The following is a 23125-nucleotide window of genomic DNA, read 5'->3' as shown; positions in this document are numbered from 1 at the left end:
AGGTGGATGCCTTGAGTTTGTCCTCGTAGACTACAGATTGGGAAGGGTAGTGCCCTCCTCGTGAATTGTTTGCTCCTACTATATTCATCTATTTCATAGAGTGATATGATCAATCGGTCTATCGTACGCATCCGCGTCTTCCAGCAACTTTACCAGTCTATCTCTAGCGGCCGTCTAGATGTGGCACTTGCGGACAAGTCGCTTACGACCTCCCTACGTCACACCTACTACCTCTATTACTACTTATTAGATCTGATACGTGCGCTCGCAGCTTATCAGAGGGAGCTCTTAGAGATACGTGAGCGACGCTTCCTCAAGTCCTCGGACGAGGTAGCGCCTCGTAACCTCTCCGATATGACTCTCGTCAAGGAGATCGCTCGCTGTACGGAGATACAGAATCCGCTCGATGAGCTGCAGAAGCGCTGGGAGCAGGACGAGCAGTTGCTCCGCACACTTTACAATATAGTTGAGCAAGATCCCTCGTATAATGCGCTACCTGAGGATGTCTCTACACTCTCTATGCAGGAGCAGTGTGACTATTGGAGCAATCTACTCAAGCAGCTCTTTCGCACCGCAGAGCTTAATGAGCATCTTGCGGCAAACTCTTTCTACTGGGCCGATGCGACTGCTATCTGCGAGCGTCTAGAGGTCGAGGAGATGCCTCCTGTGGAGCAGGTGGAGACGACGGTAGAGCGTCTCAAGGGGTCAGAGGACTATCGTGTCATCCCCTTTACCAATCAGCCAGTGGTGACGATACAGGACTTTGCTCTGAAGACTTTGCGTCGAGGTGCTAAGGATGGCTTAGAGCTACCGGGCGACTTGCTTCCCATGTTTCACAGTGACCGTGATCGACTCTATGCGCATCAGTTGCTCTCGGAGACGCTCTTACACCGTGAGGATTATGATGCGATGCTGACGCCGCGACTAGATAACTGGGAGCAGGATCGTGTGGCGCTAGTCGATATGATCTTGATGGAGATGGCGGTGGCGGAGGCTCTCAACTGCCCTGACATAGCGCTCGTGGTGACGATCAATGAGTATATCGAACTAGCAAAAGTATACGACAACTCCAAGAGTGCCTCCTTTATCAATGCCGTCCTAGACAGACTCTTCACTGACTTGAAGAGTGAGGGCAAGCTCCTGAAGTAAAGATTACTCCTTTCCAATCCTACGATCGTGCAAGTAAGAGGTATGCGTCTGCGACCGAAGATCATGTACATCTTTATGGTGAGGTCTTTCTTGCCTCTCCTTCTGATGACCCTGCTGATCTGCTGGTTTGTCGTCTTGATGCAGTTCCTCTGGCAGCATGTCGATGACTTGGTCGGCAAGGGAATGGATGTGGGGGTGCTGCTGGAAGTGATCTTTTACGCAGGCCTCTACGTATTGCCTACGGCTGTGCCGCTGGGAGTCTTGCTAGCATCGCTGATGACTTTCGGTAATCTCGGCGAGCGACTGGAACTACTGGCCATGAAGTCGGCTGGCGTGCCTCTGAGCAAGATCATGAAGCCGCTGGTGATCCTCGTGACCTGTATCGCTCTGGGGCTCTTCGTCTATCTAGATAGGGGGGTGCAGAAGGCTAGTGTGCGAGTTTATCAGATACTCTTCTCCGCACGCTATGCGCGTCCTGAATTGGAGATACCGAAGGGGATCTTTTTCAATGGGATCGATGGTTACAGTATCTATGTCGGGGACAAAGATGCTGCGACAAGTACCCTATACAATGTAATGATCTATGACCTCTCTGAGCAGCACACGCCTCGCATCATACTGGCCGACACGGGACGATTGCTGATGGACGAGAGCAAGCTCTATCTCATCATGTCGCTCAGGAGTGGTGAAAGCTTTGAGCAGCTCAGTAGTCAGACGACGCTGATCCCAGGCAGTCAAGCGTCGGATGAGCGACCAGCCTCCTATATTAAGGAGCACTTTACGGAGAAGGTGATCTTCATTCCCTTTGATGCAAACTTTGAGATGATGGGCGATGACTACCTCAAGTCTCAGTTCGTAGGTAAGAACCTTCGAGAGCTTATTGTCTATAGCGACAGTACCCGCATGGCAGCAGACAGTGTGGGTCGGCAGGTGGGGAGTGATGTGCTCTTTGAGATCCATACCAAGCTCTCTCCGCCTGTCTCTACGGGGGTGAGCGCGACAATGCCAAACGCTAACCTACAAGCTGCTGCTTGGTTAAAGCAGGATCAACTCTCACATCGTCCCTTTGCAACAGTAACAGCTCGTCGGTTGAGCCATGATGAGTTGCTCGGTGCTGAGTCTAGTCACGCCTCGCCACCACCCTATACGCTAGACTCGCTGATGGATAGAGCGACTGATCAGGATAAGTTGCTAGGCTACAAGCAAGCGCTAGAGTGGCTCGAGAGCCTCTCCTCGTCGGTGCAGATTGCTGACACTTACTATGACGATGCCGCCTCGGACTACCGTGTCAATGCGCAGGAGATGCATCGTAAGTTCACCTTCCCTGTGGCTTGTCTGCTCTTCTTCTTCGTTGGAGCTCCGCTGGGAGCTATCGTACGCAAGGGAGGCGTGGGTACGCCGATGGTCTTGGCGGTGCTTATCTTCATTATCTACTACGTCATCGATACCTTCGGACTCAAGATGATCAATAGTGGGCAGATCCCTGTCTGGGCGGGTATGTGGCTGTCGAGTGCCGTGATCCTACCGCTGGGAGCTTTCCTCACCTACAAGGCTTCGCGAGACTCAGCTACGCTCAATTCCGATGCCTATGTGGTCTTCTTCCGGCGCATCTTCCACCCGAACTACTCAAGACAACTGGAGTACAAGGAGATTATCATGCAGCCCGCAACCTCTGAGGAGGTGCTGTGCGAGGTTCGTGAGTTACAACGGCAGATGGACGCACTGCTCGGTATGACTTATGCCCAGAGTAGGGGGCTGAGGCTGGATTGCCTGCCCGACTTTGCCAAGGCGTACCAGCAGCTCTACGAGCAGCTAGAAGAGACTGTCGAGACGCTGCACAACTATCCTGACAAGTATATCTTTGCTCAGCTCCTGAGCCTACCTATGCTGGGCAAAACCTTTGCAAATCCTCTTTGGCAAAATAGGTTATGTGTCTGGATTTGCATACCTTTGTTACCAGTCTCTTTGTTGGTGATGCTATACCTCGGCATCGCTTTGCGGCGCAACAAGAGACAGCTGCATCAGATGCCGCCTATATTGAACCATATTGTCAAGCAGATCGAGTCACAGACAGAGTGATCTGCTCCTTATATATAGTATTCCTAGAATATGAACCAAGACTTCAAACTAAACTCCATCGAGGAGGCTATAGAAGATTTCAAAGCGGGCAAGTTTGTCATCGTCGTCGATGACGAGGATCGTGAGAACGAAGGGGACTTCATCACGGCTGCCGAACTGATAACGCCCGAGAAGGTTAACTTTATGATGCGCTACGGGCGTGGTGTACTCTGTACGCCTATCTCTGAGGAGCGTGCAGCCCAGCTCGAACTCAATATGCAGGTGCATGAGAATACGTCGTTACATGAGACTCCCTTTACCGTGACGGTCGATCTCATCGGTCACGGCTGTACGACTGGAGTCTCGATGTATGATCGTGCTATGACGATCAAAGCACTAGCAGATCCCAATACCAAGCCTACAGATCTAGCTCGTCCTGGTCACGTCAACCCTCTGCGGGCGCGCAATCGTGGCGTGCTGCGTCGTGCGGGTCACACGGAGGCGGCTATTGATCTAGCGCGTCTCGCTGGTCTTCAGCCTGTTGGTGCGCTCATTGAGATCATCAATGAGGATGGCACGATGGCGCGTCTTCCGCAGCTTGTAGAGATCGCTAAGCAGTGGGATATGAAGATCATCTCCATTGAGGATCTCATCGCTTACCGTCTCAAGACGGACTGCATCGTCGAGGAGGGCGTGAGAGCCAAGCTGCCGACAGAGTGGGGGATGTTTGATATCATACCATTTCGCCAGAAGAGCAATGGTCTAGAGCATATTGCCCTCATCAAGGGTGACATCTCAGCCAATAAGCCTACGCTCGTTCGTATGCACAGCAGTTGCGCTACGGGAGACATCTTCGGTAGTCTGCGCTGCGAGTGCGGAGAGCAGCTGCACAAGGCTATGGAGATTATTGAGCAGGAGGGCGCAGGCGTTATCGTTTACCTCAACCAAGAGGGGCGCGGCATCGGCTTGATGGACAAGATCAAGGCGTACAAGCTTCAAGATGAGGGGCTCGACACGGTCGATGCTAATCTGCACCTTGGACACAAGGTCGACGAGCGTGACTATGGTGTCGGTGCTCAGATACTCCGTGCTATTGGTGTGACCGAGATGCGCCTGATGACCAATAATCCAGTCAAGCGCGTCGGTCTCGAGGCTTACGGACTGAAGGTCGTGGAGACTGTGCCTCTAGAGATCAAACCCAATCAGTACAATGCCCACTACCTGCATACCAAGAAGGTGCGTATGGGACATGACCTGCACAACGTCAAGTAAACAACGTATAATCAAACCACAATAGAACTATGAAGAAACTCATCCTATCCACCCTGCTACTACTCGGTGTGATGACCTCCGTCTTCGCACAGGAGAAGTATGATCTGCGTCTGAACCTAGAGAAGGGGCAGACCTTCACCTATCAGGTGACGCTCAACAATCCTATGACCATCTCTATGATGGGTCAGCAGATGGATATCAAGCAAAACCAGACCATCAACTATACCTATAAGGTACTGGACGTCAAGGATGGCAACTACCTGATGGAGATCAACATCGATCGCATGCAAGTCTCTACCAGCTCTATGGGACAAGAGATGAATCTGGATACAGACTCAGACGCTAAGGACGAGGCGACCAGCCAGCTACGTAAGATGGTCAATCAGAAGGTCACTCAGTGGGTGGACGCTAAGTATAATCCCATAGGTGAGCTAGAGGGGGATGCGGTAGATGACCTAGTCAAGAAGGGTGTGATCTCTATGGCAATGTCTCCAGCATTCTTCCCTGCAGAGCCTATAGCACAGGGGGAGTCCTTCACGGTCAATACCCCTCTCTTCACTGGAGAAGATGCTAGTACAAAGTATGAGGGTGTCGTCACACTGGTAGCTGTATCTGATACAGACTATACTTTCCGTGCCAATGGTAAGACGACCGCTACTGTAGAGGGCTTAGTCATTGAGGGCAATGGCATAGACAACATCGTCCTCGACCGCAAGACCGGTATGATCAAAAACACATTTGGTACAGTAGCACTCAAGGGTTCTGGCAACGTACAGGGTACCCAAGCAGAGCTCTCCTCAAATACGATCACCTCGATCCGCCTACTCTAGCGCTTCTGTATAATGCCCACTAGCCGTATACTAAGAAGGTTTGTATAGGGCATACTGTACACGACGTTAAGCAATCACAGACAATCCACACTCAAACGCGATGAAGAAGTTTATTCTACACACGCTACTCCTCCTCGGTGTGATGACCTCCGTCTTCGCACAGGAGAAGTACGATCTGCGTCTGAACCTAGAGAAGGGGCAGACCTTTACCTATCAGATGACGCTCAACTATCCTATGACCATCTCTGTGATGGGTCAGCAGATGGAGATCAAGCAAGCCCAGACCATCAACTATACCAATAAGGTATTGGACGTCAAGGATGGCAACTACCTGATGGAGACCAATATCGATCGCATACAAGTCTCTACCAGCTCTATGGGACAAGAGATGAATCTGGACACAGACTCAGACGCTAAGGACGATGCAACCAGCCAGCTACGTAAGATGGTCAATCAGAAGATCACTCAGTGGATGGACGCTAAGCTTAAGCCTCTAGGTGAGCCTGAGGGAGAACTTGTGGATGACCTAGTCAAGAAGGGTATCCTCTCTATGTCGATGTTTCCTTCATTTTACCCCGCAGAGCCGATAGCACCGGGTGAGTCCTTCGCGGTCAATAGTCCTCTCTTCACAGGGGAGAATGCTGATACGCAGTATGAGGGTGTCGTCACACTGGTAGCTGTATCTGATACAGACTATACGCTTCGTGCCAATGGCAAGACGACGACAACTGTAGAGGGCTTGGTCTTAGAGGGCAATGGCATAAACAACATCGTCCTCGACCGCAAGACTGGCATGGTCAAGAACACCTTCGGCACGATGGCTCTCAAGGGTAGTGGCAACGTACAGGGTGCCCAGGCAGAGGTCGCCTCAAACGCGATCACCTCGATCCGCCTACTCTAGCGCTGCGCCCACGCTGCGGGCATCAACGCCCCTTCGTGTGTACATAATATAATAAGGAAGGCATCTGCTCCTCGTCTAGGGCAGGTGCCTTCATTCGTTACGCTGTGTAAGTCTAAAGAAAACATTACCTTTGCAATACCATATGAGGCTGTTACAGTCAACAGTCTCACAAGATTGCAAGCAATGCCTGCATGCAGATAGACTTAAGAGACGAGATATGCAATTTAACTACTATTCGGACAACGATCTGTTGATGCCACCCATTAGGCGACAAATCGCCAATCGTTGGATGCGTCGTGTATGCGGCGAGATGAATCGTACGGTCGGGGAGATCAACTTTCAGTACACTGACGATGAGGGTATCCTGAGGGCAAATAGAGCATTTCTCCAGCATGATTACTATACGGACGTCATCACCTTCCCTAGAGAGAGTGAGCAGGAGGGCGACGATGTGATCTATGGTGACATACTCATTAGCATCGACACCGTTGCGACCAATGCACAGGAGCTGGGTGTACCGTTCCAGCAGGAGCTATACCGAGTGATGATACATGGCATCTTGCACCTCTTGGGCATAGATGATCAGACTGACTCCGAGCGGGAGCTGATGCATATGGCCGAAGACAGAGCACTCATGCAGCTGGTCGAGATGCTGGAGGAACGAAACTACTTCCTAGAGCAGGGTGGTGCGAAGTTCTTCAAATATGTCGACAAGGTATGCGCTGACTACCAGGCTGCCAACTAATCTCACGACACAGCATCATGACATCTTCATCTTCTCTAATCTTAGGTATCGAGAGCTCGTGCGACGATACCTCGGCAGCTGTGCTACGGGGTGGACTACTCTGTAGCAATGTGATCGCAAGCCAAGAGGTACACAGCAAGTATGGAGGCGTAGTGCCCGAGCTGGCTTCACGAGCTCATCTACAAAACATCGTCCCCGTCGTACAGCAAGCGGTAGCACGTGCTGGTGTCACGCTGGCCGACCTTGATGCGATCGCCTATACACGTGGTCCGGGGCTTCTCGGGTCGCTTATCGTCGGGACCAACTTTGCCAAGGGACTGAGCTTAGCACTCCAGATCCCACTCGTCGAGGTCAATCACCTGCAGGCACACGTCCTCGCACACTTCATCGCTAAGCCTGAGGAGCCACACACGCCACCCCCATTTCCCTACCTCTGCCTACTCGTCTCGGGCGGTAACTCTCAGATCGTACAGGTCAATGCCCCTGATGATATGCGCATACTGGGTCAGACGATCGATGATGCGGCCGGCGAAGCCTTTGACAAGTGTGCCAAGGTGATGGGACTTGGCTACCCAGGGGGGCCAATCGTCAATAAGCTCGCCAATGAGGGCGACGCTGAGCGCTTTCACTTTAGCAAGCCACAGGTGCCGGGGCTAGACTACAGCTTTAGCGGGCTGAAGACTTCTTTCCTCTATACGCTAAGAGATGAGCTTGCCAAGGATCCGGACTTTGTTGCGAAAAACAAAGCGGATCTCTGCGCCTCTCTCCAAAAGACTGTCATCGATATCCTCATGAGCAAGCTACTACGCGCCAGTAAGGAGACAGGCATCAAGCACATAGCTGTGGCTGGTGGTGTCTCCGCCAATACGGGTCTGCGTGATGCTTACCATGCTTATGCCGATCGCTACGGTTGGCAGGTCTACATACCACCTTTTGCCTTTACGACAGACAATGCCGCTATGGTTGCCATGGCAGGCAGCTTTGCCTATGAGCGAGGAGCGTACGGATCGATAGATGCCGTCCCCTTTGCCAAGACGACTATCTAAAACCCACGTCTTATGCCCACCCCTCAGACGACAGAAGAGCAGCTAAAGCATCTCATCGCGCACTGGTTAGAGCAGCGCGAGACTGTCTCGACCTGCGAGAGCTGTACGGGTGGCTACATAGCGAGCCAGCTGACGTCACATGCGGGTAGTTCGCACTGGTTTCAAGGAGCTATCGTGAGCTATCAGATAGAACTCAAAGAGCGACTTGTCCACGTGCCAGCCGCCACTATCGAGCAGTATGGCGTCGTGAGCCGAGAAGTCGCTGAGGCGATGGCCAGCGGAGTGCGTCAGGCTTGTCGTAGCACCATCAGCATAGCGACCACAGGTGTGGCAGGCCCTGCCGGGGGAACGGTTGAGACACCCGTCGGGACTGTCTGTGTTGCTATAGACACACCTCGGGGCATCTACTCGGCACGCTTACAGCTCACAGGCTCTCGACAAGAGATCATACAGCAGACCTATGGCGAAGTGATCGATCGTCTCTACCACTTGGAGCTACAGTAACCCTTATTATAAACACACTCAACGAATTGACAACAATGAAGCGACTATACCACACGACCCTGCTAGTTATCCTAGCACTTTGCTCCTTTGCCCTGACCATGCAAGCCCAGAAAGCGTACGTCGGTCTAGAGTACCAGTTGAGCTACAACGACAACTGGGGAGCCAATCGCCCCGTCATCCTAACCGTCTATCCCAATAGCCCTGCAGCGCAGACTGGACTACGAAGCGGTGATATCATTGAGGCTATCAATGGACAGGAGACCCATACGATGCCCGAGGAGGAGATGATCCGCCTGCTGCAAAGCGAGGGAGGAGCCTCCGTCGACCTGCTGGTCTCTAATTTTGCTTATCATCGTGTAGAGCGTCATCTCAAGCCGATGGCTCAGCCAGCCGGTGCACTTACGGAGCGTGACATAGCTCGTGCCTTTGGCATGTACAGTCTAGAGGACGAGTCCGATATATTGATCTCTTACCCCATCAGCACAGGTACGGAGGGTAAGACAGACCTAATCAACTATGAGACCTTTGGCTTCGTACGCACCAATAAGCAGCACACCAATCGGGATGCACTTATTGAGCAGCAGATCACTGAGGCGCTACAAGCTCTGGGGCTAACTTACGATCAGAAAAACCCCGACCTCCTCGTAGATACATACTATAGTATTGTCGAAAACAGCTCTTACGATGCCTCCTCCGCTCGTCGCTCTGCTACCGTGCAAACGTCGCTACGCATCGACCCCAAGGCGCATAAGCTTGTCGAGCTACCGATCCTACCGGTGGGAAGCGACAAGACGTTGGCTCGGTTCTATCTCAAGTTTGGCATTACCATATATAGTGGTGTCAACGAGCACAAGATGCTATGGACGAGCGAAGCCGAGGAGCTACTCTCTGACGACTATCTGCTGACCGACTACACCGCCCTGACGGTGCCGGTGATGCTCTTGCAGTTTCCCTTCACCCGCTACTTCAATTCACTTGTCGTGCGCTTTGCCACCCATAGGTATCTGTCGTTAGGGATCAACTATCAGGCAAATAATATCTCAACCATCCACTCGCTGTCTCCCCACTCACCCGCTGCCGAGGCTGGGCTACGTGCTGGTGACGAGATTGTAGCTATCAATGGTCGTCATATAGGCACGGCCGACGAACTCTCTAAGGGTTATCTAGCATTTGTCAAGAAGAGCATGTCCTGCCGCACACATGAGCGTCCCTTTGCGATCAAAGATGGACCAACCAATTGTCGCTATTGGGATGCGGAAGACTACGCCCGAGTTGCTAAGCTACTGGACAAGGATAAGTACTTCGGAGGCTTTAGCTACCTCTTTGCCTTCAATCCCTGGATCACGACAGCTCCCCGCACTGGTGTCGTCATCGACTACTTGCGTGACGGCGTGATGCAGCGTGTCGTCGTTGAGCCTAAGCTGCAGGAGTCTTGCTACGTGACGCTTGAGTAGTACCGCAAAAACAAATCAGAGGATCGAGAGTATGTGTGACAAGCCTCATACGCAGCACTGGGTCGATATAGATATCAACGACTACGACTACCCCCTCCCCGATGAGCGTATCGCAGAGCATCCGCTGGCGGAGCGTGACCAGTGCCGGCTCCTCATGAGCGATGCCACAGGGAGGCTAGAGGATCACACCTTTGCCGAGCTGCCACAACTGCTCCCGCCTCATGCGCTCCTCATTCGCAATAACACGCGGGTCATCAAGGCGCGCATCTTCTTTGTCAAAGCCACGGGTGCCCGCATCGAGATACTTTGCTTAGACCCATACAGACCTGTCAGCTACGAGGAGAGTCTATCATCACTCGGCTCATGCTCCTGGCACTGCCTTGTGGGCAACTCGAAGAAGTGGCGCCCCGAGCAGACTATCTCCTGTACGCTCCCATTAGCTGGAGGACAAACTATCACGTTACAAGCGAGTAGGGCGGTGGAGACGCCAGACGTAGTCACCTTCAGCTGGAGCGACGAGACCAAGAGCTTTGGCGAGATACTAGAGCTGTGCGGTCAGTTACCCATCCCCCCTTACCTCAATCGAGAGACCGAGAGCAGCGATCTCACCGACTATCAGACCGTCTACGCGCGTATTGAGGGCTCCGTGGCGGCGCCGACAGCGGGCCTGCACTTCACGCCAGAGCTCGATGACAGGCTTCTAGCCGAGGGGCATCGCATCACTGAGCTAACGCTCCATGTCGGTGCGGGTACCTTCCTCCCAGTCAAGGGACGTCAGGTCGCTGAGCATCAGATGCACAGTGAGTATTGCAGCGTGCCGACCGCAACGCTGGAGACTCTCTTAGAGCATATTGATAGCCCCTTTGTACCCATTGGGACGACCTCTGTACGCACCCTGGAGAGTCTCTACTGGTATGCCGTTGCGCTGCAGCAAGCTGCGCAGGAGGGTGGGGACGTGGCAGAGCCCTTTCACCTAGATCAGTGGTATAGCTATCGTATGCGTCAGAGTTGTGGCGCTGCGTTGCCGTCACGTCGTGAGGCTCTGGAGATCTTGCTCTGCTATGCTCGCCACAGAGGGCTTGGTCGGCTCACCTTCTCCACGGCGCTACTCATTGCCCCAGGCTATCAGTATCATATGGTAGACATCTTGGTGACCAACTTTCACCAGCCGAAGAGTACGCTCCTGCTGCTTGTCTCGGCACTTATCGGTCCCCGTTGGCGTACGCTCTACGAGCATGCCCTCGCTGATGTGCAGTACCGCTTCCTCAGCTATGGCGACGCCTGCCTGCTCTATCGACAAGACCTATAAATAGGAATCAAATCATACACACCCTTTCAGTATATCACACGCAAATGAAAGTCATTACAACGGTTGCTGCGCTACAGCAAGAACTCTCTAAGCTACGCCAAGAGAACCCCTCAGCCCATGTAGGGCTAGTGCCTACTATGGGTGCCCTGCATGCTGGACACTTGAGCCTAGTGGCAGCTGCTAGAAAGCAGTACGACATCGTCGTCGTATCCGTATTTGTCAACCCCACGCAGTTCAATAATCCCGAAGATCTGCGTACCTATCCTCGCAAGCCAGAGGAGGATCTAGCACGCCTGAGTGACGCTCAGGTGGACATAGCCTTCCTGCCCACCGTCGAGGAGATGTATCCCGAGGCGGACACCCGTCAGTTTGACTTCGGCTTCCTCGGAGAGACTATGGAGGGGGCTCATCGCCCAGGGCACTTCAATGGTGTAGCGCAGATCGTGAGCAAGCTCTTTATGCTCGTGCAGCCTGATGGCGCTTTCTTTGGCGAGAAAGACTTCCAGCAGATAGCCATCGTGCGCGAGATGGTTCGCCAGCTCGCTCTGCCCGTAGAGATACACAGTTGCCCCATTATCCGTGAGGCTGACGGACTAGCCCTGAGCAGCCGTAACCTCCTCCTCACCAGTGAGCAGCGTGACGTAGCGCCACGTATCCACGATACGCTCGTAGCGAGTCTGGAGCTGGTCCCAGAGCACTCACCACGTGAGGTCGTCGACTTCGTTGTCTCACGCCTCGCAGAGCACCCGCTACTGCGTCCCGAGTACTACCAGATCGTCGACGGCAAGACGCTGCGTCCTCTCGAGTCGTGGTCAGACAGCAGCGATCCTGTCGGCTGCATCGTCTGCTACTGCGGCGAGGTTCGTCTTATTGACAATATTCACTACAAGACCTCGGCTAAATAGATCAGCTGACCATGGACTAGGTCTCCTAAATCATCGATAGCCACGTGGAAAATCTCAAATCTCCACGTGGCTATTTTTTATTCTCCACGTAGGCGAGAAAAATTTCCTCCGAAGTTTCATTTGATTCTTCCGAAGTTTCATTTCACGCCCACGTGGGGAATTTTTTTTCTCCACGTGAAGAATTTTCATTTCCTCCGTGGAGATCCTGGACGATCTCAAAAACAAACGAGGCATCCACACCGTAACGTGTAGATGCCTCGCATTGTATGATCTCCTTTTACGGACGCTTTATCGTGCAGAGACGATAAGCTTGATGCTCCTTAGCGTATGATACGCTCAGTGCGGGTGCTGTGAGCTGAGGTGCTACGGAGTAGGTAGATACCAGCTGTGGGGAGGGCGAGCTGTGCGGTAGCGTGTGGTGCTAGCTCTAGCGTGGCCATGTGTATGCCATCTGTGCTGTAGAGAGCTACCTGTATAGCTGCCGCGCTCTGGCTCTCGAGATGTAGCATGCCATCGGGCTGATAGCTCCAGATGAGCTCTGTGGTCTGCTGCTCAGGCGATGCAATAGCTCTAGGCTCCTCTCCCGTGAGGTCGTCACCATGTAGGATGAGCTGCCAGTAGGGAGCATTCATATACTTCTGCATAGCCTCTGGGTAGACGTGTAGTTGCACGGAGGGGAGAGCGAGACCCATGAGAGACTCCTCTGTGAGGACGGGTGGCTCTATGGCGTAGCTAGAGATATCCTTGAGCTCCTTGCATCCATTGAGCACGAAGGCGCCCATACCGAGGAGCGTCGAGGGCAGACGTAGTGAGCTAATCTTGTGACACCCTGCGAGTGCGTAGTCTGACACGTAGCTAGTGCCGTAGGCGACGATTGCCTCGCCCTCAGCCTCTGAGGGGTGTGCCATAAAGACAATCTGCTCGCCAGCGCTGGTGGTTGCTTTGTAGTAGAGCGAACCCTCTTCGAGCCAATACTTATCATTGCCAGGGAAGGTAAACTGACGCATCCCATTGTTCACAAGAGCTGCGATGCCGATGCGCTTGATCGTCTGTGGTATGGTGATACCTTGAACCTCGGGACACTCGTAGAAGGCGTAGTGGTAGATGGTCTCTGTCTCTGCTGGTATCTTGTAGTCCTCGCTCTTGAGCTTGGCGGGAGCCTCATAGAGTGTCTTCAGATCGGCTGAGTAGAGTATGCCATCACGAGAGATAAAGTGCTTGCTTCCAGAGGATACGGAGATAGTTGTGAGCTCAGAACAGCGGCGGAAGAGCTTAGCACCGACACGCTCTAGGCTGGCTGGCAGGGTGACGGTCTCGAGGTTTTCGCAACGCATGAAAGCACTATCAGCGATCGAGCGTACCCCCTCGGGGATCGATAGAGAGAATAGTCCAAGGTTCTTATAGAATGCTTTTGTCGCGATGGAGTCGAGGGTGCTAGGCAGCTTCACTTGCATCAGGTTCTCGCAGCCTGAGAATGCGTTCTCGGCGATGACCTTCATGCCTTCGGGCAGGCTCATCTTGCGCAGTGCTGTACAGCCTTGGAAGCAATACTTGGGTAGCGTGTCGAGGGTCGTAGGGAGTGTAACCTGCTTGAGCGACTCATTGAGCCAGAAGGTACGTACGCCCATTTGCTGAAGTCCCTCGGGAAGTGCTATTTCGACCAACTTAGGGCAGTCGCTAAAAACATCGTCTCCGATGCGCTCTAGCTTGGAGCCTGCGGCAAAGGTGATGCGCTCGAGGTTCATACAGTTTTGAAAAGCTGCGTTGCTGATCTCCTGAACATTCTTGCCGATTACCACCTCGGTAACAGACGAGGAGAAGAATGCGAAGTTGTCGATCTTGGTCACTTCGTCAGGTACGACATATCGTCCCGAGAGACCCATACAGCCAGATAAGACACCATCCACGATGGTCTGAGCTGAGATAGAAAGGGGTAAGAGTAGCACGCCAATGAGTGCGAGCAGGTAGTAATGTTTCATAAGCAGGTGGTTATGTATGAAGTTTGGAACTGCCAACAAAGGTAAGCTTTTGCGGTCACTTGACACTATAAGGGATAAGCGAGCAATAGGAGCGTGTGGAGCGACTGGATAAGTAAAGGGCTGAGCCCGTTGTGACGGACCCAGCCCTCTGCTTCGAAAGTCTTCGCTTTGCTTCGTGAGAAGCTTTATCTGATGATAAGAGGCAGAACCTCCTCACCGACAGATAGGTAGTAGATACCAGAGGGGATTGCGTCAGGGCTAATGACAGCGGTGCCTGAGCTAGCCGCTAAGCTATATACGATCACTCCCGACAAGTCGTATAGCGTGATGGTCTCTCCGTGTGGAATGCCCTCTATGCGGACTTCCTCAGGGGTTACGTAGAGAGATACGGCAGAAGTCGGGCAGAGTGATATGTGATCTCCTTGCAGTCCTGAGTAGGGAGACTTATTGTAATCCATATCTACGGATAGAACCGCCCAATTCTTTGCTGTAGCAATCTGTACGTCTGAGGTCATACAGCGGTTTTTGTCTGCTTCTGGCTGGTTGTCCGTGCGGAAGATTATGAGCTCGGCTTGCTCTGGTGCGTCTGGATCAGCTCCAGTCTCAAAGGTCGGGAGACTCTCTACCAGGTGGGTCATCTGCTCTCCGCTGATCTCATTGTCGAAGGCGATCACGCTATAGAGCTTGTCAGAAGCGAGAGGTAGCTCTCTAAGGTAATTGACATGTACCTGAACCTCACGAAGGTTGGGACAATGCGTGAGGTCTACTTTCAATAGTCCACACCCGGCTGCGAATAGCTTTTCGAGTTGAGTGGCTTGAGAGAGGTCTAGCGTGCTCCAAGCATTGCCCGAGCAGTTTAGCTCTTTGAGCTGTGTCAGAGAGGCCAGAGAGCGAGGAGGCACTTGACTATTTCTACAATAGAGGTACTCGAGGGAGGGGAGGAGTGAGAAGTCTATATCTCCGACGGGCGAGTCGGATGTGTTGAGCGTTTTCAGCTTATGGGGCGTCCCTAGGACGAGTGACTGAAGCTGCTTGTTGTCGTCACATAGGAGGGTCTCCAGCTCAGGATTGCCACTGATGTCTAGATGCGTCAGGTAGGTGCCTCCACAATTTAGCGAGCGCACCTTGCCACGTATGACTAGATTAGGGCTTTCGAGCAGGTAGTAGCGACGTCCATTGGCAGTGCTGTGATAAGTGCCACCCTCGACCTCAAAGTCTTCGTCGGGATAGGCCTCTATACCGAGCGGGATGTAGTTCTCGCCCTGACCGATGGTCAGTGTCGTGGTCAGTCGGATCGTCTCATCGGAGATGTGCTGCTGGTATCCAGAGCCGGGGTACTCCTCGTTGTCTGCTGTCTTAATGATCCAGTTTTTATCCCTTGCTTGTCGCACCTGCTTTGCAGTGCAGACATTGCCTTCGTCTGTCAAAGAGGGGTAAGTGTCTATGACAACAATGTAGCCAGTCGACTGGTCAACACGAGAGGGTAGGGAGGCTATGAAGGCACCCATCTCGGGCTCCTTGATCTGGTTGCGGTGCATAAATATGACGTTGAGGTTGTCGCACCCAGAGACATCTAGCGCAGAGAGATTGTTTCCTCCGATACCGAGTAGAGAGAGCTGCGCCAGCCCCTGGAGCTTGATCTGCTTTAACTCAGCCATCTGAATGCCGATCTTGGTGATGTTGGGACACATCGAGAAGTCCGCCTCTTGAATCGTCTGTTTCCCTCTGTCCCGCTCCTCAGAGAAGAAAACATCTAAATCGGGAGCCTGCTCGATCTGTAGGCTCGCTAGCCTAAATGAGGTTGCCTCGATCTTTGTTATGGATCCAGTGATCTCGACTTCCTGACGAATGACCTTGTACCAATTGCAGTCGTTGCCCACAGCATTGACTCCACTATGGTCTAGCTGTAGCGCATCGCTAATGATCGCCTCGTCATTGACTGCGAGAGCCACCTGCGATCCGACAGGAGCTGATGTGCGCAGGGTGACCTTGTCGCCCTCTGCGTATAGTAGAGCTGGTAGGCAGAGGAGCAGGGAGAGTAAAGTGCGTAGAAGTGTCTTGTACATAGTTATATTCGTAATGGTTTGTTTTGCCAAAGGTACATAATTTCCCAACCCACACAACTACCCCTTCGACACTGTTCACTATGGGATCTCCCTCACTAGTGACAAGGTCGGCTAGTATAAGACTCATATCATAAAGAGAGGGCTGAGCCCGTTGTGACGAGCCCAGCCCTCTGTGGGTGGTTGGTCGCTTAGTAGCTGGTGGCTAGAAGCGGTTGCTTGTGTGGTGTGTGGCTAGAAGCGGTTGCGTACGGAGCGTGTGGAGCTGCTCTTAGACTGCTTCGGCTGCTCTGTCTTAGTAGCTTTGGGGGTAGTCTTTTTAGCACGCTTCTTGTCAGCGCGGCTCTTCTTCTTTGCCTTGGTCGCTTTTGCAGCTTTGCGCTGGTTACTCTTGCCCTCGCGGAGCTCTTGCGAGCGACGGGCACGGGCTGTGTCGAGCTGCGAGTCGTCCTCTCCGTCACGTCCCTCCTGGAGGTCGCTGTCGCTCGTTGCAGAGGTGGTGTACTCGGTGCCGTAGAGGCTCTCCTCAAACTGCTTGAGCTCGCCCTCGATCTGGTTGTGGAAAGCTTGACGAGCAGCCATAGCTGTCGAGTCGCTCATCTCGCTATTGAGCTCAGCGGTCTCACCGCCTAGCGTCATCGAGATCTGTCCACGGTACAGGTTGAGGCTGAAGAAGTCGTCCATCGTAGCTGTCGTGGCGTTATTCTTGGTCGAGAGCATGACAGGCTGCTGCGAGAGGTAGGGCTGCAGGTCGGAGTACTTGACCCAAAAGAGCGGTATGCGTACGCTACCCTCCATAGAGATCTCGTCGTCCATCACGGGGCAGATCGCTACGATCTGACTGCTTACGTCGCTGGTCTTGACATCGTAGTAGTACTCCTCCTTGACGTAGTAGCTGCGGATAGACTGCGTGGGGATGTCTACGGGGAGGATCTTGAAGGAGCGATTGCCAGTCTGGCTGGGGTCTTTGTCATATACGATGCCAAAGCGGTCGAGGAAGTCCTCGAAGCGCAGCTGTCGCTCTGGAGTTAGGTTTTCGTAGCCTAGGTCTTCGTACTCATAGACGGTGATGCTCCCCTCGTTGAAGCGGTTGAAGAGGAGCGAGAAGAGGCTCTGCAACTTTCCCGAGGGACGTACAGGACGGAAGATCGGGGCATTGGCTAGGCTATCTATCGAGAGCTGTCGGTAGACGACTCGACGCCAGGGGGCTGTCTCTGTATCTTTGACCTGCTGGTCGGCGTAGTTCTTGGCGCGCATGGAGATGCCATTGGCCTGTGTCTCCTGCTCCTGCTCTTTCTGAGCACGTCGCTGACGTGCCGTAGGGCGCCGGCGTGGCAGCTCCGTGGCGACTTGTGTCGAGTCGGTCGGAGTAGCGGAGAGCGGGTCGAAGTTTTGCGCCTCAGCGGTCAGTGTGAGCGTGAGGGCAAGGAGTACTATGAGTAGAGACTGAATGCGTTGCATAGTATAGTGGGAATGGGTCTATTCTTAAAGCTGTGAAGACTATCGTACGATTACTTCGATGGCTGGGATCTGTCGCTCGATACCATCGGGACCACGAGCGGTCACTTCGCTCACGAAGAAGCGCTTACCCTTTGCCATATTGCGAATTTTGTCTCGCTGTCTTGCGGAGAAGGTGGGGCCATTGGACACCTCAGGGATAACGCCACCGACAGAGTCAAAGAAGAGGAGCTGGAAGCGCACTACTTGGTAGGGGACGTCTAGCAGATCATCGTCGATAGCTGCTCCGATACCATTAGCGGTGAGGAGGTCGCGCTTGGCGATACGTCCACCCTTAAAGCGCTTGGTCGCACCATTGGCATCGGTGTACTGTATATAAGGTAGCGGGTCGGGGAGTGCTCGTACCCGTAGCGATGTCTCGGCCATCTTGGTGGTTCGTCCGTCTGCCTGCTTGGCCATGACGGTGATGACGGCGGGAGTACCGATCTTAGCGGGCTTAGCTATCCAGCTATTGCCTTGGCGGGTGAGCGTCCCATTGGTCATCGTGGCGGTCACGTTTTGCGAAGGGACGCCAGGCACGGCGATGCTGATCGGGTTGTTGATACCCGCATAGAGCACGTTCATCATGGTAGGAGCGACCGTCGCAAAAGGCTCAGTGACATAGTACTCCGACTGGAAAGGTTGCTTGACAGCAGTCCCGTCGGGCAGCTCGGTCTCGATGTAGCCTGAGATGGGGAAGGTGCCAGCCTTTGTCGCTGTGACACGATAGACGCCCTCTGCGCTCTCGGGGAGCGTAGTGCCATTGACTACGATCTTGGGAACGCGTGTCGAGTCGTAGCTGGAAAGGACGATGCTCGCCTCGTACTGGCTACCCTGCATGACGAGCTGACTGCGTGGGATCACTTGCGCCGCTATCTTATTGACGCGGAGGTCGCCGCTGTCGATATTCTGGACAAGGTCACTCAGTACGTCTCCCTCGACGGAGCGTATGTCGCTCTGGAGCTTCGTGAGCATCGTGAGCGAGGCGATGGTGGGAATGTTTTCAAAGATCTGCTGCTCCCAGCTCAGTCCGCCCGCGCGCTCCGTGCTGAGCATCTCGGAGATATGCTCACGACGGCTGTCGCTACGAACCATCTGCGTGGTGTAAGTGCGGAATGCCTCGATCGACTCCCTTAGCTTAGCGCCTCGCCGTGTAAGAGGGTTGAGCATGACGGTCGTGGGGGCATTCATATCGTCCTTGCGGGCCACTTCGTTGGGATTGGCATCTTTACCATCTGCTTCTTGTGCTATGAGGAGGCGCAGCTGGTCTATCTCGTTATAAAGCGAGTCGGCATAGGCGGTGAGCGCTAGTCCTTTGCGATACCAGGGCTCCGCTTTGCTAGGATTTTTGGCATAAGCAGTCGAGAGCCCCTTCATGATGTTGTCATTGCTCTGCTGCGCTCCCTCGATGGTGTGCGTGAGACTGCGCTCCACGAGGACAAAGCCCGAGAGCACCTCCGAGGAGACATTGAGTGCTACCATCGCAATGAAGACGAGATACATCAGATTGATCATCTTCTGCCTATTGCGGTTGCCACTACTTCCTGCTGCCATAATGCCTAGATTGTGTTAGATGAATAGCTATCGAGTAGATGAAGAGGAAAGCGCTCTACTCTTGTGGCTCCTGTGGTGCGCCCGCATTGCGTGGTGCTTGATAGGGCTGTGATGCGTAGTAGTCAGGACGTGCCGACGGATACTCCTGCCTTGGAGCGTAGTAGCTAGGCTCGTAGCCTCCCTGATAAGGACGACCAGCCATGCCGGGAGCGCCCATATTGACTGTCAGCGCCTCCAGAATGCGAGCGTAGACACGGTTTAGCTCAGAGAGCTGCATGGTCAAGCGCTCATTTTGCGTGCGGAAGGTGGTACTATCGATGGCGGAGTCTTGGTACATATTCTTAATATGCTCCAGCCCTTGGTTGATCTGGTCAATGGTAGCGACCTGTCCTGTGATGCTTGCTAGCTGAGACTCGTAGATCTGGTTGAGACGAGCCAAGTGCTGTGAGGTCGTGTCCATCTGCGTCTGATACTCGACGGCACTCTCACCGAGGGTGCGACCGTCTTGCTGCATAGCAACCCACTGATCGGTCATCTGCTGAGACAGCTCGCCCAGTCGGCTCAGCTGCGAAGCGGCATTGGCTAGCTGATCAATGGCCGAGGAGAGACGCTCCACTTGCACTTCAGAAGCTGGCGCACCGTAGCCACCCTCAGGAGTGACGTAGCTCGCCTGAACTTGTGTCTGAGTTTGTTGTTGTGCTTGCGGTTGAGCAACGTATGCCCTCGCTGGTTCGTGATGCTCACCCTCAGGATAGGCGTAAGAGGGGGCAGGCGCTGCGGCTGCCTCTTGAGCTTTGCGGAGGAGGTACTGTCGGCGAGCCTCCATCTCCTGCTTGTCCATCGGGTTCTTAGAGTCTAGCTCGGGGAAAACCTGCTCCCACTGGTAATGCTCCTCAGGCTGCTCAAAGCCTGAAATGAAGAAGACGAAGAACTCGGTGATCATACCGATGAAAAGCATCTCATTGCCAAAAGGGAAGTGGAGCAACTTAAAGAGCGCTCCTAGGATAACCACTGCGGCACCCCAGCTGTATGCGAAGTTGAGCACTCTGCGCCCTTTCTTACTGGAGAGATACATCTCCAGTCCATTCTTGTAGCGTCTATATTTCTTTGCCATGAGTCGATCTATCTGTAGGGTTAAGCCGTCGTTGGGGCTGTCTGTTGCGTTGCTTATTTGGAGTTGTTGATGATGCTACGTACACAGCGGAAGCCAATGTAAGAGTGTGCCTCATCTTGTGGTGCGTAGATGCGTCGTGTGGATCTGATGAAGCGGAGGACGTCCTTCCACGAGCCTCCCTTGGCGACCTTGCGCCGTAGCATCGTGTTGTCTTCGCGAGCTGCGTTGTAGCGCATCTGCGGATTGACATCGTCCATCATCTCGTAGCTAGAGACGAAGTAGCTTGAGCTGGTCCACTCCGCCACGTTGCCCGCCATATCGTAGAGCCCGTAGTCATTGGGCGAGAAGGTACTTACCTGCGAAGTGATCACCTGCCCGTCGGCTGCGTAGTCTCCCTCGAAGGGCTTGAAGTTCGCCAAGAAGCAGACGTCCTCCGAGTCTAGGTCTTCGCTATTCCATGGGAACTTCGTGTTAGTTCGTCCAGCTCGCGCTGCGTACTCCCACTCCGCCTCGGTGGGCAGTCTAAACTCCGGGACGATAGCTCCGTCTGGGAGGTTCAGCCCCTTGCGGTAGTTGTCCGTGCGCCAGTGGCAGAAAGCGGTCGCTTGCTCCCACGTGACACCCACCACGGGGTGGTTGTCGTAGCGAGGGTGGTTGAAGTAAGTGCGGGTGTAGATCTCATTCTTAGAGTTGGGGTAGTCGTTGACCCAGACCGTCTCATCGGGGTAGATCGCTACGATGTAAGTATTGAGGAAGTCGTACTCACTAGCGAGCTGACGTGTGATCGTCTCACGGATTATCTCGCCACGGTCGTTGACGTAAGCCGTGTCTTTAGAGATCATCACTGGCTCCTGAACGCCCTTGCTAGCACGTACCTCCTGCTGTAGGTTGTTGCGGTAAAGCGCCGCTGCGTGGTAGTCGTAGACCTCATACTTGTAGAGCATCTGCTTAGGATCGAGCTTGCGCTCGCCCGTCACGGGGTTCGTGTAGTAGACACTCTCCATCGCCTCCAGCTCCTGCTCTAATGCACGCTTAGGAGTGGGTAGAGGCTGAGACCAGTCGAGGTAGGGCTTGACGGGATCACCATACTTGTCTGTAGTAATCTTGTAAAGCGGGTTCCCTCCGTAAAGCGGGTCTGCTAGACGCTCGCGAATGATCGAGTCGCGTACATAGTAGACGAACTGTCGCCACTGCGCATTGGTCACCTCCGTCTGATCCATCCAGAAGGCATCTACCGAGATCGCCCTGTACTCTGCGGGTAGTCCCCATACGGTGTCCGCCTCACGCTCGCCCAGCACGATATGTCCTTGCGGTATCTGCACCATGCCATAGGGCGCCGGCTCACTCCACGAGGAGAGACCCACGCCCACCAGCTCGGCGCTCACGCCAGAGCCACGCTTGGGAGCGCAGCCCACCATGCCCAGCACGGAGATAAAGAGTAAGAGTAGTGCCAAGGCACCTAGTAGGGGCAAGGCTCCCGCTCTGATTCTAGTTCTAAGCCTTTGTACGGAACGGGCGTCATGCGCGCTCTCGGACGGACTGCAGTATGTCGGCAAAGCTTCTTTCATAGCTTCTAAGTTGTTTCAGAGTTCTATTTAATAAAGAGACACACGGGCTAGAGGAGTCGGATGCTCTTGTAGCTGTTGGTCCCTTTCTTGTGGCTAGACATCGGGAGTGCATAGGTGATCACCAGCTCGTGACTGCCCCAGTTGCCTCTCGCCAGCTGACTCGTAGGCATCTCAAAGAGATAACCCACGTGACACTTGCCAAAGAGCGCTCCCAGCCGTAGCCCCGCAGCTTGCAAAGGTCGGTACATCAGACCAGCCTCCCATCGCTGAGCAAGGCGCACATCTAGGTTGACATCCACCCGCCATGACGTCAAGTTTGTCGAGGCAAATAGTGAGGGGTGCCACGATAATAACGCACCTGGGGGTGTAATATTGTACCCACAGACCGCATTGATATGTATCGGCACCTTCTGGTAGTAGAGCCTGTCGAGGGTGATGCGCGGCACCGTGAGGTGACGTCCCGAGACACCGATGAAGTAGCGAGGCGTGTGCCATAAGATCCCTGCAGAGAGGTCAAAGTTGCGCCCCGACACAGGCGTCTGTGGCAGCGAAGGGTCATTTGGTGTCATAGCTCCTCCGTCTGGTATGTGCGCCTTGGTGCCGTCATATAGAAGGTTAATCATGCCCAGCCCTGTGCCGATAGAGAGGATCTTGTCTCCCTTCCAGCGCAGCTGAAAGGCATACTCCGCCTGCGCCTCTGTACGGGTAAAGAGTCCCGCACGCTGCGCTACGACCACCAGCCCCACGCCGTGGTAGCTCTTGCCCCACTGCTGCTCCGTATGAGCCGAGACAAAAAGGTTCGCAGGAGCTCCCTCTATACCGATCCATTGCTGATGATAGGCTGCCGTCAGAAGCAGATCTTTCTGCAGACCGATAGCTGCCGGATTGTAGTAGTTCTGTAGCCGTCGGTAGTCCGAGAAGAGCGGATCCACCTGTGCCAGCGAACGCATCGGGAGCCAGCAGGTCACGATGAGCAGACATAGCAGAAGTCTCACGAGAGACTTGCGCCTCCACCTTTCCGTAGCGCATACGCCCCCCTCCGACTGGTGCTCATCTGGCGCAAGCCGTATAGCGCAGATCCGAAGTGGGTGCGTCTGTATCATCCTAGGTGGCGTGTAGTCATAAGCTAATAGCTATGCAGAGACTTCCTGATTATGAGTCAGTGTCTTGTATCTCT

General features: G+C 53.7%; 18 protein-coding genes. 11 read left to right on the top strand and 7 right to left on the bottom strand.

Annotated elements, in window-relative coordinates:
• Window positions 1-105: 105 nt before the first annotated feature.
• The 11 genes from PORAS_RS07980 (at window position 106) to panC (ending at window position 12173) form a co-directional block, all read left to right on the top strand.
• On the top strand, window positions 106-1149 hold the full coding sequence (locus PORAS_RS07980) for a transcription antitermination protein NusB (protein ID WP_013760860.1): 1044 nt from the start codon (window positions 106-108) through the stop codon (window positions 1147-1149).
• A 42-nt stretch (window positions 1150-1191) separates the two neighbouring features.
• A complete protein-coding gene (locus PORAS_RS07975) occupies window positions 1192-3228 on the top strand; it encodes an LptF/LptG family permease (RefSeq protein WP_004331401.1) in 2037 nt (678 codons plus the stop codon).
• Window positions 3229-3258: 30 nt separating this feature from the next.
• Window positions 3259-4479: a bifunctional 3,4-dihydroxy-2-butanone-4-phosphate synthase/GTP cyclohydrolase II gene (locus PORAS_RS07970; protein WP_004331412.1), complete on the top strand. Its 1221-nt coding sequence runs from the start codon at window positions 3259-3261 to the stop codon at window positions 4477-4479.
• 29 nt (window positions 4480-4508) lie between these two features.
• On the top strand, window positions 4509-5309 hold the full coding sequence (locus tag PORAS_RS07965; protein ID WP_013760859.1) for a hypothetical protein: 801 nt from the start codon (window positions 4509-4511) through the stop codon (window positions 5307-5309).
• 100 nt (window positions 5310-5409) lie between these two features.
• On the top strand, window positions 5410-6210 hold the full coding sequence (locus tag PORAS_RS07960) for a DUF6263 family protein (protein ID WP_013760858.1): 801 nt from the start codon (window positions 5410-5412) through the stop codon (window positions 6208-6210).
• Between the two features lie 217 nt (window positions 6211-6427).
• On the top strand, window positions 6428-6955 hold the full coding sequence (gene ybeY, locus PORAS_RS07955; protein WP_013760857.1) for an rRNA maturation RNase YbeY: 528 nt from the start codon (window positions 6428-6430) through the stop codon (window positions 6953-6955).
• 17 nt (window positions 6956-6972) lie between these two features.
• The gene (gene tsaD, locus PORAS_RS07950) at window positions 6973-8001 is read left to right on the top strand and encodes a tRNA (adenosine(37)-N6)-threonylcarbamoyltransferase complex transferase subunit TsaD (protein WP_004331402.1); all 1029 of its coding nucleotides are present in this window, start codon (window positions 6973-6975) and stop codon (window positions 7999-8001) included.
• A gap of 12 nt (window positions 8002-8013) precedes the next feature.
• A complete protein-coding gene (locus PORAS_RS07945; protein WP_004331414.1) occupies window positions 8014-8505 on the top strand; it encodes a CinA family protein in 492 nt (163 codons plus the stop codon).
• A 35-nt stretch (window positions 8506-8540) separates the two neighbouring features.
• Window positions 8541-9959: a PDZ domain-containing protein gene (locus PORAS_RS07940; RefSeq protein WP_013760856.1), complete on the top strand. Its 1419-nt coding sequence runs from the start codon at window positions 8541-8543 to the stop codon at window positions 9957-9959.
• Between the two features lie 31 nt (window positions 9960-9990).
• Window positions 9991-11268, top strand: coding sequence for an S-adenosylmethionine:tRNA ribosyltransferase-isomerase (locus tag PORAS_RS07935; protein ID WP_013760855.1), 1278 nt, complete (start codon window positions 9991-9993; stop codon window positions 11266-11268).
• Window positions 11269-11312: 44 nt separating this feature from the next.
• A complete protein-coding gene (gene panC / locus PORAS_RS07930) occupies window positions 11313-12173 on the top strand; it encodes a pantoate--beta-alanine ligase (RefSeq protein ID WP_013760854.1) in 861 nt (286 codons plus the stop codon).
• A gap of 320 nt (window positions 12174-12493) precedes the next feature.
• On the opposite strand, the gene PORAS_RS07925 is transcribed toward panC, so the two are convergent.
• From PORAS_RS07925 to PORAS_RS07895, 7 genes are all read right to left on the bottom strand, one after another.
• The gene (locus PORAS_RS07925) at window positions 12494-14152 is read right to left on the bottom strand and encodes a leucine-rich repeat domain-containing protein (protein ID WP_004331424.1); all 1659 of its coding nucleotides are present in this window, start codon (window positions 14150-14152) and stop codon (window positions 12494-12496) included.
• 185 nt (window positions 14153-14337) lie between these two features.
• Window positions 14338-16218 (bottom strand): leucine-rich repeat domain-containing protein, encoded by a 1881-nt coding sequence (locus tag PORAS_RS07920; protein WP_013760853.1) that lies wholly within the window; start codon window positions 16216-16218, stop codon window positions 14338-14340.
• A gap of 231 nt (window positions 16219-16449) precedes the next feature.
• Complete coding sequence (porN, locus tag PORAS_RS07915) at window positions 16450-17676, bottom strand: type IX secretion system ring subunit PorN/GldN (RefSeq protein ID WP_013760852.1); 1227 nt, start codon at window positions 17674-17676, stop codon at window positions 16450-16452.
• Window positions 17677-17715: 39 nt separating this feature from the next.
• The gene (porM, locus tag PORAS_RS07910) at window positions 17716-19266 is read right to left on the bottom strand and encodes a type IX secretion system motor protein PorM/GldM (RefSeq protein WP_004331392.1); all 1551 of its coding nucleotides are present in this window, start codon (window positions 19264-19266) and stop codon (window positions 17716-17718) included.
• A gap of 55 nt (window positions 19267-19321) precedes the next feature.
• A complete protein-coding gene (porL, locus tag PORAS_RS07905; RefSeq protein WP_013760851.1) occupies window positions 19322-20380 on the bottom strand; it encodes a type IX secretion system motor protein PorL/GldL in 1059 nt (352 codons plus the stop codon).
• A 53-nt stretch (window positions 20381-20433) separates the two neighbouring features.
• Entirely contained in the window at window positions 20434-21798 is a 1365-nt protein-coding gene (porK, locus tag PORAS_RS07900; RefSeq protein WP_281674186.1) for a T9SS ring complex lipoprotein PorK/GldK, read from the bottom strand.
• Window positions 21799-21995: 197 nt separating this feature from the next.
• On the bottom strand, window positions 21996-23051 hold the full coding sequence (locus tag PORAS_RS07895; protein WP_052306463.1) for a PorP/SprF family type IX secretion system membrane protein: 1056 nt from the start codon (window positions 23049-23051) through the stop codon (window positions 21996-21998).
• Window positions 23052-23125: the final 74 nt, after the last annotated feature.

The organism is Porphyromonas asaccharolytica DSM 20707 (assembly GCF_000212375.1).
GTDB lineage: Bacteria > Bacteroidota > Bacteroidia > Bacteroidales > Porphyromonadaceae > Porphyromonas > Porphyromonas asaccharolytica.
The sequence above is the reverse complement of the archived record's forward strand: the minus strand, read 5'-3'. Positions and strand labels throughout refer to the sequence as shown.

Excerpts from the sequence above, each read along its gene's own strand:
- PORAS_RS07975 (WP_004331401.1), top strand. The coding sequence starts at position 1,192 with ATGCGTCTGCGACCGAAGATCATGTACATCTTTATGGTGAGGTCTTTC.
- PORAS_RS07935 (WP_013760855.1), top strand. The coding sequence starts at position 9,991 with ATGTGTGACAAGCCTCATACGCAGCACTGGGTCGATATAGATATCAAC.
- tsaD (WP_004331402.1), top strand. The coding sequence starts at position 6,973 with ATGACATCTTCATCTTCTCTAATCTTAGGTATCGAGAGCTCGTGCGAC.
- PORAS_RS07940 (WP_013760856.1), top strand. The coding sequence starts at position 8,541 with ATGAAGCGACTATACCACACGACCCTGCTAGTTATCCTAGCACTTTGC.
- ybeY (WP_013760857.1), top strand. The coding sequence starts at position 6,428 with ATGCAATTTAACTACTATTCGGACAACGATCTGTTGATGCCACCCATT.
- porK (WP_281674186.1), bottom strand. The coding sequence starts at position 21,798 with ATGGTGGGCTGCGCTCCCAAGCGTGGCTCTGGCGTGAGCGCCGAGCTG.
- PORAS_RS07965 (WP_013760859.1), top strand. The coding sequence starts at position 4,509 with ATGAAGAAACTCATCCTATCCACCCTGCTACTACTCGGTGTGATGACC.
- porM (WP_004331392.1), bottom strand. The coding sequence starts at position 19,266 with ATGGCAGCAGGAAGTAGTGGCAACCGCAATAGGCAGAAGATGATCAAT.
- PORAS_RS07925 (WP_004331424.1), bottom strand. The coding sequence starts at position 14,152 with ATGAAACATTACTACCTGCTCGCACTCATTGGCGTGCTACTCTTACCC.
- panC (WP_013760854.1), top strand. The coding sequence starts at position 11,313 with ATGAAAGTCATTACAACGGTTGCTGCGCTACAGCAAGAACTCTCTAAG.
- PORAS_RS07920 (WP_013760853.1), bottom strand. The coding sequence starts at position 16,218 with ATGTACAAGACACTTCTACGCACTTTACTCTCCCTGCTCCTCTGCCTA.
- PORAS_RS07945 (WP_004331414.1), top strand. The coding sequence starts at position 8,014 with ATGCCCACCCCTCAGACGACAGAAGAGCAGCTAAAGCATCTCATCGCG.
- PORAS_RS07960 (WP_013760858.1), top strand. The coding sequence starts at position 5,410 with ATGAAGAAGTTTATTCTACACACGCTACTCCTCCTCGGTGTGATGACC.
- porN (WP_013760852.1), bottom strand. The coding sequence starts at position 17,676 with ATGCAACGCATTCAGTCTCTACTCATAGTACTCCTTGCCCTCACGCTC.
- PORAS_RS07980 (WP_013760860.1), top strand. The coding sequence starts at position 106 with ATGATCAATCGGTCTATCGTACGCATCCGCGTCTTCCAGCAACTTTAC.
- PORAS_RS07895 (WP_052306463.1), bottom strand. The coding sequence starts at position 23,051 with ATGATACAGACGCACCCACTTCGGATCTGCGCTATACGGCTTGCGCCA.
- porL (WP_013760851.1), bottom strand. The coding sequence starts at position 20,380 with ATGGCAAAGAAATATAGACGCTACAAGAATGGACTGGAGATGTATCTC.
- PORAS_RS07970 (WP_004331412.1), top strand. The coding sequence starts at position 3,259 with ATGAACCAAGACTTCAAACTAAACTCCATCGAGGAGGCTATAGAAGAT.